This is a genomic window from Collinsella acetigenes, from assembly GCF_012844445.1.
GTDB classification, from domain to species: domain Bacteria; phylum Actinomycetota; class Coriobacteriia; order Coriobacteriales; family Coriobacteriaceae; genus Collinsella; species Collinsella acetigenes.
On record NZ_JABBCP010000002.1, the window covers coordinates 47,456 to 61,288 of the forward strand.

Genomic DNA, 13,833 nt, shown 5'->3' on the forward strand with positions numbered 1-13,833 from the left:
TCATGAAGAAGGATACGAAAAACTACGTCGACCTCAAGACGCAGCCCATTCCTGAGGGGCAGCATCTTCTGGAAGTCGATAACCTCAAGATGTACTTTCATACCGAGGACGGTATCGTCCACGCGGTCGATGGCGTTTCCTATACGCTCGACCGTGGCGAGACCCTCGGCGTGGTAGGCGAGTCTGGTTCGGGCAAGTCCGTGACGGCCATGACCATCATGGGCCTCATCCCTATGCCTCCCGGAAAGATTCATGGCGGTTCCGTGACGTATCGCGGCAAGTCCCTGCTCGATATGAGCGAAGAGGAGATGCAGCACGTTCGCGGTAACGACATCGCCATGATCTTCCAGGATCCCATGACGTCGCTCAACCCGGTTTACAAGATTGGCAAGCAGGTGGGCGAGGGTCTTCGCTTGCACCGTGGCTACAGCAAGGAGCAGGCGCTTAAGCGTGCTACCGAGCTGCTTGACCTGGTGGGCATCCCCGAGCCCGAGAAGCGCGTGAACGAGTACCCGCATCAGTTCTCGGGCGGTATGCGCCAGCGCGTTATGATCGCTATGGCACTTGCCTGCGACCCCGACATCCTGATTGCCGACGAGCCCACCACGGCTCTCGACGTGACCATTCAGGCACAGATTATCGAGCTTATGCAGGAGATGCAGGAGAAGAACGGCAACGCTATCGTCATGATTACCCATGACCTGGGTGTCGTCGCCGATATCGCCGATAAGATCATGGTTATGTATGCTGGCCGCCCTGTGGAGTTCGGTACTGCCGATCAGATTTTCTACGAGAGCCGCCACCCCTATACCTGGGGTCTTATTCGCTCCATCCCCGAGCAGGTTATCGACGAGAAGAAGCCGCTTACGCCCATTCACGGCAACCCGCCTTCACTCGTCAATCTTCCCACCGGTTGCGCCTTTGCACCCCGTTGCCCCTATGCTACCGAGCTGTGCCACACCAAGCGTCCCGAGCGCGTGGAGCTCTCCAAGGGTCACTATGCGGCGTGCCATTACGCCTCCGATTCGGAGTTTGCGAAGAAGAATGCTCCTGCCACGTCGCGTACCAGCAAGGATGCTATCGCTACGGGCATGGACGATACGATGACGGGAGGCGAGGAGTAGACCATGGCAGATATCACACCGTTGCTCAAGGTCGAGCACCTCTCCAAGGAATTCCCCGCCAATTCCGGCGTGTTTTCCAGCCGCTTTTCCAAGCGCGTTGTTTCGGCTGTCAATGATGTTTCGTTCGAGATTATGCCTGGCGAGACTTTTGGTCTGGTAGGCGAGTCCGGCTGCGGTAAGTCCACGACGGGCCGTACCATCATGCGCCTCAACAAGCCTACGGCTGGCAAGGTGTTCTTCCAGGGTCGTGACATTGCATCCATGAGCAAAAAAGAGCTCAAGGACATGCGTCGCGATATGCAGTTCATCTTCCAAGATCCGTACGCGAGTTTGAATCCGCGTATGACCATCGGCGAGATTGTCTCCGAGCCCATGACCATCCATGGCATTGGTACCAAGGAAGAGCGTCTTGAGCGCGTTCGCGAGTTGCTTGACGTGGTTGGCCTTAACCCCGAGCATATCAACCGCTACCCGCACGAGTTCTCCGGTGGCCAGCGCCAGCGTGTTGGCATTGCGCGTGCGTTCATTTTGCGTCCGAAGCTCATCATCTGCGACGAGCCCGTTTCTGCACTCGACGTGTCCATTCAGGCACAGGTACTCAACCTTCTCAAGGACCTGCAGAATAAGTTTGGTACCGCCTATCTGTTCATTGCTCATGACCTTTCCGTTGTGCAGCACATCTCCGATCGCGTGGGCGTTATGTACCTAGGTAAGCTTGTCGAGCTTTCCGACTGGAAGCGCCTCTATGCGCAGCCGTGCCATCCGTACACGCAGTCGCTGCTCTCCGCAGTGCCCGTTCCGGATCCGGATATCCAGAAGACACGCAAGCGCATCATTCTTGCCGGCGATCCTCCTTCACCGCTGGATCCGCCTTCGGGTTGCCGTTTCCATACGCGCTGCCCGATTGCTCAGGAGATTTGCTCGCGTGAACAGCCCGAGTTCAAGGAGCTTGAGCCTGGTCACTTCTGCGCATGCCACTTTGGTCAGCCGTTCCCCATCAAGGAATCGCACATCGACCTGTAAGCGCCCCTTTTGGCCCGCATGGAGTTTTCCATGCGAGCCTTTTTATTTGAGCATGCTGAGATTAAAGATTGCTATCTCATCTATAGCCATGGGACGAGAACGCTTGTTTACAGAATTGGGCCAAAGGTCTCTCGTCTTAAGTCGTATTTTGTGAGTGTGACAGACCGTGTTACATGTGTGATAGGAATGTTCCGAAGTCAACGGTTCCCGGCTTTTGCGTACAAGGCGAGCTTGTCCAGCCATTGGGCTTCGGTAAAAGTATGGTGGGAAGAAGCACATATGAAAACAGTGGATTTGATAAAGCGAAGTTTGACTGCCGTTGTTGCATTGGGGGGGTTGCTGCCGTACTAACGCTCGGCATGCCTGCTCCCGCGGCGCCTGCGTTTGCCGAAGATGCGCCGGCGACTGATCAAGCGGCTGTCCTTGAGCAGAATCAAAAGACGGCCACCGAGCTCGATGAGAACCTGGAGACGAAGGTCACGCTTTCGTTCCCGGGCAAGCGCGAGGCGGAACCTGCCGACGTCGTGTTTGTTCTTGATAAGTCTGGCGCTTCTGCAGAGAAGGACATCTATAACCAGGCTAAGTCCTTCCTCGAGGAGGTTAAGGCAAAGGCTCAGGCCGATGGCCTCGACATTAGGGTGGGTGTTGTCCTCTTTGAAAAAGCGGGAAATATCAAGCAACAGCTGACCGATGTTGTTACGGGTTACGACGACATTCTGGCGGCGATGAACTCGAGTCTTGACTCGGGCACCAACATGGACGCGGGCCTTCTTGCTGCCAAGAGCATGCTTGATGCGGATACGTCCGTTAAGGCTGAGAACAAGCACGTTATCCTCATTAGCGATGGAGCTACGTACCTGTATTGCAAGAATGGCGATTACACCACGCCGTATACCAGGTCGTTTGGCGATCCGACCAAGCAAACGAACCCTGAGACCGGCGTTGCATACACAGGAACGAACGGAATGGGCGGCATATGGGAATCCGTGCGTCGCGAGTACAACACCAACAACGCCTGGAAGAAGTTTTCCGACGGCTCTAACTTTATTTTCTCGCAGGCCATGACGAGCCCCCAGAAGCTTGGGGAGTACCTTGCGTACTACAGGGATCAATATCAGAACTCCGATAAGAATTGGGCTCAGTACGACTACGAGTACACCGTCGAGGCGGCTGCCACCGGAACTACCAACCCCATTCCTATTGACGTTAACGCGCCATGCAACATCGATGTGGCGTATTGGAGTACGGACGACACGTTCCAGTCGATGGTCAAGGCCGGCTACGACATGAACGTCTACTACAAGAACAAAGCCGACTTCAATGGCCAGGTTTTCCTGGAGTATCTCGCGAGAAACTCCAATAACGGCCAACTCAACACTGACTTCGATAAGCTCAAGGCCAAGCTTATCGACAAGATCGCCGCTGGATCGACCGTTGAAGACACGATCGGCAACAACTTTGACTTTGTGAACGATGCCAGCAAGATCAGTCTGAACGTTGCGGGCGAGGACCTTGCGCCCGAGAAGATCGACGAGACCACGTATGGCTTTGGCAAGCGTGCGGATGGCACCTATCGTTTCACCCTCAAGTACACGGCAGGGGAGAACGAGAAGCTCGTCTTCACACTCAATGAGGCCGCGGTGCCCGCTAAACCGGTTGCCCTTACGTACAGCGAGGTATTAGTTAATAAGCCCACCGAGGCCGGCGCCCATAGCCTCAAGGTCAACGAGAGTGCAACCCTGTACCCCGTTGACGGCAACGGCGACAAGGGCACCGCAAGCGATTTCCCCGTTCCGACGGTTTCCTACACGGTTGCCGCTCCCGAGCAAAAGCCCGAGCCTAAACCAGAAGAGCCCACGGATACGAAGAAACCGGCTAAAACGGACAAGAAGGGCAACCTCCCCAAGACGGGCGATAATGCCCTTGCCGCTACCGTAGCGGCCCTCGCTCTCGGTTCCGTCATCTGCGCCGCCGGAGTACATCTCAATCGTCGACGCAGCTAAGTTTTAGATTTGCACGACTAGAATCCCTGCGTTTTGAGCCCGTCCTCAAATCTGAAGACGGGCTCTTTGTTTTTTGCGGTCGCTGCAGGGTGAAGCAACTGAAGATTGATGATCGATGCGCATACCACTTCAACGCAGGTCTGGCCCGGGGATTACCCCCTGAGCGATTCCGCAGCCGCGAAGCGGCGAGGACCAGCGAGGGGGGGGTAATCCCCGGGCCAGACCGGACGAGAAGAGACAATTTGCGACGCTTCCAACCCGTCATTCGTCATTATCCGAACTAAAATAAGCCATCTGACCTGCGTAAATCGACTTAGCAAAAAACTTTTTAAAAAAGTTCTTGCATCGGCTCCTGGGTCTGGGCTATTATCTTCCTTGTCGCAAGTCGGAGTGGCGGAATTGGCAGACGCGCTAGCTTGAGGTGCTAGTGACCACTTTTCGGTCATGCGGGTTCAAGTCCCGCCTCCGACACCATCAAATCTTCTGAGCCTCCTCGCGGGGCTTTTATTTTACCTATTGGGCGCGTTGCCCATCATGCTGCGGTATCGTGTGTGCCAATGTGTGGCTGCGAAGGATGCGAGGTGCGTCCGATGGAATCACTGGGAAAAGACGATCTTGCCGAGCTGGCTCGACTGGTCGAGGTGACGAGTGACGCCGTTGCCCTTTGCGCTAAGGATGGCACCATCTTGCGCGTCAATCGCCAGATGGTCTCGCTGACGCTCGACGATCGAGAGCATATTGTGGGGACCGACATCAAGGATCTCCTCTTTAGCAATGCTTTTGAACGTGCGGGGCGACACCAGATGCCGTTTACGCTCGATACGCGCGATTGCAGCCTCATGCTCAAGCTGCCCGATGGTTCCTTTGTTCCCGTGAACGTCCGTGCACTGGAGATCGGGCACGATCTTTTGCCCCTGGGCGCCCGCCGCGCCGGTCGCATTCTTGTCGTGATAAAGAGCATGGAGGAGCAAACGGCTCACGATCGCCAGACGCAGCGCCTTCTCTCGGAGCTTCAGGCGGCGAATAAGCGCCTTTCGGGCACGCTTTCGGTCATCTTGTCCGCCGTGGGCTCCAAAGACCTTCCAACGCTTCTTGATACCGTGCTCAACAAGCTCTCCGGCGCACTCGATGCGGGCGGTTCCACTATCTACATCGCCGAGAACGGTGGCTTCAAGCTCCGCGGTTTCTCGAAGTCGCTCGCAAATTGCTATGTGCCCGATTTTATTCCCTACGGCGCCGGTATCCCCACCTATGTGCTGCGCCAGTCACGCGCGTGCCGTTTTTACGTTTTGCCTGCTACGAGCGACGACGAGGACCTTGGGCCTGCATCCGGAACCTTTTATGACATGGATGCGCGAACAAACATGCGCTTGAATGTCGAGAACATGCCGGCGTTTAAGACGCTTATCGCCGTGCCGGTCTTTTTTGGTACACAGGTGCTGGGCGTCATCGAGCTTGGTTGGATGCGCCCGTGTTTCCCGCGCGATTACGACATGCATGTGCTCGAGGTTGTGAGCGATTACCTGTCCATTGAGCTCATGGGGCTGGTGACGAATGCTCGCTCCAAGAGATCGGATGAACTGACGCGCTCGCTTAATCGTCTGCGCGACATGGTGTATACGGGTTCGGGAGACCTGCACGGTATGTGGCCTCGTCTGACGTCCGAGATGACGCGCGTGCTCAAGTGCCGCCTCTGCCCGCTGTTCTTCGATCACATACGCGGCCGCTATGTACTCGATTTTGATGGCGGGAGCAAAGTGAATTTGCCCGGCGGTATCGATGAGCTCTTTTTCTCGACCGTGGCGCCGGCGGCGTATGTCGATCCGTTGGCCGAGGTCGATGCAAAGATTCACCGAGGTGCCTGGACGTATACGGCAGACGACTTGGTCGATGTCCGTGTAGTCCGCGTGGATGCGAACTCGCGCGCTGGTCGCTGGCTCGCACTCCATGGCCTTCCCAGCCAGGGCGTTTTCTTCGATGCTGGTGCAGATTTTGGCGCCGAGGACGGCGCTTCGGCCGATGATGCCGATGGAGCCGAGGGGTTGATGCTTGTTGAAGAGCGTCCTCACCGCATGTTTTTGCTCTTACGCAGCGCCTCGCAAGAGCCAATTGACGACCTTGAGTACGATTACCTGGTGCATTTGGCGCATGATTTTGAGATGTACGTTCAGGGCGCGCGCAAGAAGGAATCCGAGCATCGCATCGCACAGACCCTTCAGGCGGGGATGAGGAGCTCTCTTGCCTCCGTACCGGGGATCACCTCGGACTGCCTGTATTCCTCGGCAACCAAGCAGGCGCTGGTGGGCGGAGATTTCTATACGCTTATCCGTCTTCCCGACGATCGCGTGGTCATGATTTTGGGCGATGTATCGGGTAAAGGCGTCGAGGCGGCTTCGATGTCTGCCTTGGTCAAAACGGCGCTTTCCGCCTATGCCTGGGAGGGCATGGGGCCGCAGCGCATGGCGCGCTCGCTCAACAGCATGCTTATGGGGTTCTCGCGCCTCGAGACGTTTGCGACGATGTTCATTGCAAAGATTGATTTGCGCCAGGGCTACGCAACCTATTGCTCGGCAGGACATCCGCCCTCAATGCTCGTGCATGCTCCGCGCAATGGTGTCCAAGGAGACGTTTCTACCGCCGAGATTGAGCTCATGAGCGTGCAGTCTGGTGTTGTCGGTGCATTTGAGACCATGAGCTATGAAGCCGGCTCGTTCGAATTCTCGCCGGGGGACATCCTGTTCATGTACACCGATGGCGCTATCGAGGCGCGCGATCCTGCGGGTGATTTCTTTGGCGAGCAACGCTTGCGCGATGCGCTTTTACGCGAGGCGTCCTCTGGTGTGGATGGGCTGTGCGGGCGCATGCTTTCGACGCTCGATACATTTACCGCCTCGGCGCTGGAGGATGATGTTGCGATGGTGGCGCTGCGCTTCGATACGGGGCGATCTCGCTAGCTGGCTTCTTTTGGGCGGCTCTCTTTCAGATTGATTGTTTAGGGGGTCGATAACCGGGGAACCATGACCGTATGAATGGTTGGAATGACATAACGGTGTTGGCGCCCGCAGGGGATATCGATATCTCCACCGCGCCGGGGCTGCGCAGCCGCATCGATACGCTCATCGCACTGGGTTCTCCGCGCGTCATCATCAATTGCGAGAATGTCTCGTTTGTCGATTCTACGGGCATCGCCTGCCTGGTTTCGAGTGCGCGGGCGCTTAGCCGTTGCGCAGGCATGCTCTCGATGGTCAACGTGTCGTCGAATGTCATGCGCTTCTTGCAGATTGGGCGTCTGACCGAGGCGCTTCACGCCACCCCTTCCGAGCGTCCCGCGGTGCCGGTCCTTGCACCCGATGCGAGCCCTTGGTGGAGTAAGAGCCTACCCATTGTCGAAGGCGCCGAAAACCTGTCTTATTATCGTCACCGAATCGTCGAGATGCTCTCGACGCTTCCCATGTCAGAAGGCGACCGATTTGATTATGCCTTGGCGGTAGGGGAGGCCCTCTCCAATGCATATGATCATGCGGACGGTGCACATGGCTGCACGATGACGGTTGCTGCTTACGATGACCGCGTGGTGACGATCCTGCGCGACTGCGGTTGCGGCTATGAGATTTCCGACGACGACGCCCCGGAGGTTTCCGAGCTGCGCGGACGCGGCATCAGGCTCATGCGCTTGCTGGTGGATAACGTCGAGGTAAGCCGTAGGTGCGATTGTCCCGGCACACAGGTGCGCCTGGTCAAACTATTCCGCGTGCATGGGCTGTAGAGCTCGAGGGGATTGACCATCTAAGGTATCCGAGCTATCCGCTCGATGTGCAGGCTGCCCTTATAGGCGACGACGGCAGCGCCGCGCTCGTGTGGACGCGCCTGACAGGTGTAGCGGAGGGCGGGCATCTGGTGGCTGAACTGCTTAACAATCCGTTTGACAAACCCGGGCGTGCCCCTGGCGATCTTATGGTGCTCGGCGTGATGGAAGACGATGCGGGGGCTTGAGGCTGTTTGCGCACGATGCCGTGGCAGTTGAGCCTTGGGACTAAAGGGCGTGGGTGAGTGCTTTATCTCAATGCCGATTCGCAAAGAAAAAGACCGAAGACAATGTCTCCGGTCTTGTCATTCTTGGTGGGCGTTACAAGATTTGAACTTGTGACCTCTTCCGTGTCAGGGAAGCGCTCTCCCCCTGAGCTAAACGCCCGAATTCAGGGTGCGCTGTTCAGCGCGAGGAATAATATACAAAAGGCTTTGGCTTGATGCAAGCGTTATTTTGAAAAAAGTTTTGTAATGTTGGAATAAAGTTCATCTATACCGCATCTACCTGCGCTTTTGATTTATCGAGGCGCAGGGGGAAGATCTTGTCCAATGCGCATGTTCTCGAATTTGTCTTTCATGAAGCTGTCGCCATAACGCGTATCCAGGTAGACATCGATGGGATTTGCGGGAGGAATGCCGTTTGCGCGTGCTCCGGCTCTCAGGAAACACGCGACGGTCATGCCGGCGTCAAGAGCGATGAAGGCGGCGAGCAAAGTGACAACGGCTGCCTGGCGCGTCGTTGTTGGTTCGCCGATGCGGTAGAGGAGCTCGGGCAAGATCGCGCGGCACCATACCAGGCCCACAATGCCCCACATGGCAAGAAAGCGCCAGGCAACCCATTGGGAGATGTGATCGGGGAGCCCCAAGTATGTCCATGATTGCGCATGGGCCAGATGTTCCATGGACCAGCCGGCAAATTGCTCGAGGACGCCGCCGATGGCTGCAGAGATGCAGAAGATCTTCCAAGCGGGCCAATCTCGCGCTTCCCAAAGCAGCGCCGTCAGCAGCACGGCACCGCATCCATAAAGAGGGGAGAATGGACCCCATATTAGTCCCACGCGGCTTTCGAGCACGCCAAAGACAACGAGGGTATAGACGGTCTCGAGCAGCAGTCCTAAGACGGAGGAGATCAGGAAGATGATGATGTATTGATACAAAGAGGGGGTGCAGGCGCTGAGGTAAGAGGCGCGAAGCTCGTTTTTGACTTTACGGATCAGCTTGCGCTGACGCTTGGCGATTTTTGAACGCAGGCGGCGCTTTCCAAATCGCTCGACTTCCGACCAGACGGCGTCGGCATAGACGCTTGCATCGAGTTTTCCTTCGCGCAGGAGATTTTTGAACGAAGATCCGCATCCGCGTGCGTCGTGGTAGCGTTGCGCAAGCCAGATGATGCCACGCGCTATGAGATAGACGGCGAGTATGAGGGTGAAGATTTGAAGCAAAGACGTGTCCTGAGCATCGAGTTTGTTTTCCCGCGGACATTTTACCGCTATCAAATTTCTGTATGCGCAAAACTTTTTTGAAAAACTCCTTGCGCCCGCCCGCGGCATCGCGTATATTAATAACCCGCAAGCGGACATGGCTCAGTTGGTAGAGCACAACCTTGCCAAGGTTGGGGTCGCGGGTTCGAGCCCCGTTGTCCGCTCCATCGCATGCATCGGGCCGGTTTTCGAATCGGCCCTTTTCATATCGACGGCGAAGTGGCCAAGTGGTAAGGCAGAGGCCTGCAAAGCCTTTACCCCCGGTTCGAATCCGGGCTTCGCCTCCAGACCGCCCAAGGGGCCCTCCGAAAGGAGGGCCCCTTTTCGTTCGCGGCACCCAGATTCGGGCGGTGCCGGCGGCGCGGTGCGCGCCGCCCCGTGCGGATCCGGGCGCTTTTCCAAATGGAGCAAGAAATCCCATTTGGCACGGGCCCAAGACGGTCCAAATGGGACTTTCTGCTCCATTTGGGATTCGAACCTTTGCTGAGGGCGGGCTTTCTCATCTAATTTCAACAATCTTTGAAAAACTCCTTGCGCCCGCCCGCGGCATCGCGTATATTAATAACCCGCAAGCGGACATGGCTCAGTTGGTAGAGCACAACCTTGCCAAGGTTGGGGTCGCGGGTTCGAGCCCCGTTGTCCGCTCCATCGCATGCATCGGGCCGGTTTTCGAATCGGCCCTTTTCATATCGACGGCGAAGTGGCCAAGTGGTAAGGCAGAGGCCTGCAAAGCCTTTACCCCCGGTTCGAATCCGGGCTTCGCCTCCAGACCGCCCAAGGGGCCCTCCGAAAGGAGGGCCCCTTTTCGTTCGCGGCACCCAGATTCGGGCGGTGCCGGCGGCGCGGTGCGCGCCGCCCCGTGCGGATCCGGGCGCTTTTCCAAATGGAGCAAGAAATCCCATTTGGCACGGGCCCAAGACGGTCCAAATGGGACTTTCTGCTCCATTTGGGATTCGAACCTTTGCTGAGGGCGGGCATGTTCTCGGAAGATTCCTCGACACCCTGCTTTCGATAAAAACATTATTTGTCGATTATGCATCAAATGTACGTTTCTCTACATATGTGGTCTACTTATCCATTGTTGAAGAAAAGCTTGAGGGGTATTCTTTCGCAGTGAATTTAATGGACACATGTCGCTTCAACGGCGGCAACGCAGCGGAAAAAGGTGCATCATGGCCTCTTCCAAGAAGAATTACTTCAAGCCGACGGTTGCCGCGGTGATAACGGCCGGATTCGCACTTTCCCCTATGCTCTCTACTGCCGCGATGGCGCAGACCAATAACGACTTGGTGCTCGCCGGCTGCTATGAGGAGTGCCAGGGCGGTACCATGTCGCTTACCGCTTGCAAGAAAAATCTCGATGACGCCAAGGCCAAGCTCGATAAAGCAAAGGCTAATTACCAGGCCAAGCGCGATGCGACCGGCGACGCTGCGACCGATCTTGAGGTTGCCCAGGCAGCAGAGAAGAAGGCTGCCGCGAATCTCGAGGCGGCTCAGGCGGCATACGACGAGGCTGCGGCCGCAAACGAGGCTGCCCAGCAACATCTTAAGGATATCGAGGGCGAATGGACCGAGAAGAGCGACGAGGTCAAGGAAGCCGACCGCACGGTCGTGAAGAAGACCGCCGGGCTCGAAGTTGCTAAAGCCGAGCACGCCAAAGCGACGCTCGAGGTACAGCGCCTCCAAGCTCTCGCCGGTCTTTCGAGCGATTCCGTTGATAGTCTTAAGGCGGCGGCCGGTCTTGCTCAGAAGAATTACGAAGCTGCTCAGAAACTCTGGGAGACGGCGAGTGCTCAAAGTAAAAAGGCGCAGGACAAGTTTGACGATGCGCGAACCAAGCACGATGCCGCGGTAAGCGCGCTCGAGACTGCCAAGAAGAATCTCGAAAACGCCGAGAACTGGTATAACAACATGGTCGATCGTCAAAAGGACGCGCAGGCCAAGTACGACAAGGCCAAGAAGGCCCTGGACGATGCCAATGCGCGTCGCGACGAGATCAATCAGGGACACGTCGACCTTGAGAAGAAGGTCGACGAGGCAAATACGGCGCTCGACGCGGCAAAGGCCGATGTTGCCTCGGCGCAGGCCGCGCTCGACGCCGCGACGAGTTCGTATAACGATGCGGTGGCAAATCAGCAGGCAAAACAGAAGGCAGCCGATGATGCCCGTGCGCTTTATGAGGATGCCACGAAGATCGCCGGAGATGCATCGCAGGTTCAGGCGCTACGTGCGCACAAACATGAACTCGAGGACAAGGTTGCCCGCGGGCAGCAGCAGGTTGAAGGCGATCAAGAGGCACTCGATAGGGCCGCAGCGGCGCTCGATGCTGCGCAAGCGACTCAGAAGACTGCCGAGGACAATCTGGTCGCCCCGACGCAGGCGGTGAAGGATGCCCAGGCTGCTCTTTCCGCTAGGCAGAAGGAGAAGTCGGATATTGACTTCAGGGTGAGCGCTTCCCGGACCGCATATAACCTCGCAAAGGTCAATTACGATGCTGTCAAATGGGTTCCGTCGTTGAAAAACGAGGCCAAGAAGAGGCTTGACTCTGCCGAAGCCGACCTGAACAGCTGGAAGGCGAAGCAGGATGCCAAGGCAGAGGAGGTCGCCGCCGCCCAGGCTGCACTCGACAGCGCAAACACCGCGAAGGCGCCGTTTGATGAGGCTCTGGCTCAGGCAAAGCAAAGTGTTGCCGATGCTCAGGCGGCAAAGCAGGCGGCAAGCGATGACCTCGATGCGGCGAAGGCGGCGCTCAGTGCCGATCAGACTGAGCTCGATAATGTGAGCACTCGGCTGGACGCTATCGGCCATTTGGATGAGTACAAGCGAAAGCTCGACGATGCCGAGAAGGCTCTCGAGCAAGCGAAGCAGCAGACCAAGCAGGCAGAGGCGAAAAAGAACGAGGCCCAGCAGGCTCTCGATCAAAAGCTGGCAGTCCAGAAAGACGCGCAAGCTGGTGTCGATGCTGCAAACTCCGCCGTTTCTTCCTACGACACGCAGCACGCTGCCGAGCTCAAAAAGCTCAATGAGCAAATTGACGGCAAGACCGTGCTTGGCGTGAAGATTCCAGGCGAGCTTACCCGAAAGTACGAAGAGGCGAAGGCAGAGCTCGATATCGTGAATGCCCAGCTTGCGGTGGCTGCCAAGAACCTGGACGCCGCCCGTGTGCTCATGGTGGGCGCCGAGGTTGCCGAGAAGGCAACGAAGCTCGCCATGGACGCAGCGGGTGTTCAGCTGCAGGTTGCAAAGGACGCCGAGGCTGCCGCCTATACCGTTATGGAGGCTGCGCGCAAGGTGGCGGAGTCTGCCTCTAAACTTGCTGAGAACGCCGAACAGGCGGCCCAGCAGGCAGCGCAAAAGCTCGAGGAGGCTCGTGCGGCGCAGGCGGCTGCAAAGCAGAAGGTCGACCAGTCCCGTACCGACCTGGATGCGGCGAAGCAGCACGCCGAGCGCGCAAACAAGGAGCTGGCCGAGCTGAGCGCGCAGGTTGCCCAGGCCGAGGTGAACGCCATCAAGGCTAAGATCGGCTTGCAGATGAAGGAGAAACCGCTTGCCTCCGCCAAGGCGGCGTTTGATGCCGCCCATGCGAACACGTTGGCGAAACAGGCTGCATACGACAGCGCTGTGTCCGCGGAACAGCAAGCTAAAGATGAGCTCGATGCCGCGCAGGCAAACTACGACGCTGCACTCGAGTGCTACAACAAGTGTTCGCAGGCTGCAGGTTCTGGTGCCGCCGCGGGCTCGGGCTCTGCATCCGGCACCTCTTCGACGTCTTCGACGGAGGCTCCGACTGGGGGCAAGGGCGGCGCATCTGCTACGTCCCAGCAGGCTTCGAGCGGCGCTGCTGTCACCTCGCGCGCCGCAATCGCTACGCTGCCGCAGACGGGCGATGCGACTCTTGAGGGCATCGTCGTCATTGCCGGCACCGGCGCTGCTGCCATCGCTGCGGGTGAGGCTGCTCGTCGCCGTCATGCGGCGAAGTAGCCGCGGGCTTTCGCATCCATAACCTTCGATTTGGAGGGCGCGTCGAATCAATGCGGTTTGACGCGCCTTTTTCTCGGTGAACGCACAACATATAGGTCAAGTGCTTTTTTAACGCCGTTCATCGCGGGACTCGTGAGGTTTTGAAAGATTTCCAAAAGGAATATGTCCAATATGCTTGAGGGCCAAACTGCAGGTCACGTGTTGGCGGCGCGTGGAATAAATCGACCCGTGGAGGCAATGTAAATGTTTACGGTATCTTTCTTACGCCGTTGACCTGCTAAAACACAATATATAGTGTTGACCATAAATAAGAAAACATTATATAGGGTGAGTAACTTGTCGTATGATAGGTATCGACGCACTGTAAGATATGACTTCGCGCCTGCCAAGCACGTTACGACACTTCCCTTGCCGC

The 13,833-nt window shown here is 57.1% G+C and carries 8 protein-coding genes and 6 tRNA genes; 12 read left to right on the forward strand and 2 right to left on the reverse strand.

From position 1 onward, the window contains the following. Positions 1 to 2: 2 nt before the first annotated feature. From HF320_RS03210 to HF320_RS03240, 7 genes are all read left to right on the forward strand, one after another. Positions 3 to 1,124: an ABC transporter ATP-binding protein gene (locus tag HF320_RS03210; RefSeq protein ID WP_169277045.1), complete on the forward strand. Its 1,122-nt coding sequence runs from the start codon at positions 3 to 5 to the stop codon at positions 1,122 to 1,124. Between the two features lie 3 nt (positions 1,125 to 1,127). Beyond that, positions 1,128 to 2,147 (forward strand): ABC transporter ATP-binding protein, encoded by a 1,020-nt coding sequence (locus HF320_RS03215; RefSeq protein ID WP_169277046.1) that lies wholly within the window; start codon positions 1,128 to 1,130, stop codon positions 2,145 to 2,147. Between the two features lie 359 nt (positions 2,148 to 2,506). Next, positions 2,507 to 4,150: a vWA domain-containing protein gene (locus HF320_RS03220; RefSeq protein ID WP_169277047.1), complete on the forward strand. Its 1,644-nt coding sequence runs from the start codon at positions 2,507 to 2,509 to the stop codon at positions 4,148 to 4,150. Positions 4,151 to 4,534: 384 nt separating this feature from the next. After that, positions 4,535 to 4,624, forward strand: a tRNA-Leu gene (locus HF320_RS03225). A 116-nt stretch (positions 4,625 to 4,740) separates the two neighbouring features. Beyond that, on the forward strand, positions 4,741 to 7,104 hold the full coding sequence (locus HF320_RS03230; protein ID WP_169277048.1) for a SpoIIE family protein phosphatase: 2,364 nt from the start codon (positions 4,741 to 4,743) through the stop codon (positions 7,102 to 7,104). Between the two features lie 71 nt (positions 7,105 to 7,175). Beyond that, complete coding sequence (locus HF320_RS03235; protein ID WP_169277049.1) at positions 7,176 to 7,916, forward strand: anti-sigma factor antagonist; 741 nt, start codon at positions 7,176 to 7,178, stop codon at positions 7,914 to 7,916. Beyond that, positions 7,862 to 8,143 carry a hypothetical protein gene (locus HF320_RS03240; protein WP_169277050.1) on the forward strand — a complete coding sequence of 94 codons (282 nt, stop codon included), beginning with the start codon at positions 7,862 to 7,864 and terminating at the stop codon, positions 8,141 to 8,143. The genes HF320_RS03235 and HF320_RS03240 overlap by 55 nt, the downstream gene beginning before the upstream one ends. A gap of 124 nt (positions 8,144 to 8,267) precedes the next feature. Here HF320_RS03240 and HF320_RS03245 read toward each other — a convergent pair. Further along, a tRNA-Val gene (locus HF320_RS03245) sits at positions 8,268 to 8,342 on the reverse strand. A gap of 133 nt (positions 8,343 to 8,475) precedes the next feature. After that, positions 8,476 to 9,399, reverse strand: a complete 924-nt coding sequence (locus tag HF320_RS03250) for a putative ABC transporter permease (RefSeq protein ID WP_169277051.1) — start codon at positions 9,397 to 9,399, stop codon at positions 8,476 to 8,478. A gap of 130 nt (positions 9,400 to 9,529) precedes the next feature. On the opposite strand from HF320_RS03250, the gene HF320_RS03255 reads away from it, so the two are divergent. The 5 genes from HF320_RS03255 (at position 9,530) to HF320_RS03275 (ending at position 13,418) form a co-directional block, all read left to right on the forward strand. Continuing rightward, positions 9,530 to 9,605, forward strand: a tRNA-Gly gene (locus tag HF320_RS03255). Positions 9,606 to 9,651: 46 nt separating this feature from the next. Beyond that, a tRNA-Cys gene (locus HF320_RS03260) sits at positions 9,652 to 9,725 on the forward strand. 285 nt (positions 9,726 to 10,010) lie between these two features. Next, positions 10,011 to 10,086, forward strand: a tRNA-Gly gene (locus HF320_RS03265). 46 nt (positions 10,087 to 10,132) lie between these two features. Continuing rightward, positions 10,133 to 10,206, forward strand: a tRNA-Cys gene (locus tag HF320_RS03270). A 404-nt stretch (positions 10,207 to 10,610) separates the two neighbouring features. Continuing rightward, positions 10,611 to 13,418, forward strand: coding sequence for a coiled-coil domain-containing protein (locus HF320_RS03275; RefSeq protein WP_169277052.1), 2,808 nt, complete (start codon positions 10,611 to 10,613; stop codon positions 13,416 to 13,418). The last annotated feature ends 415 nt before the right edge of the window (positions 13,419 to 13,833 follow it).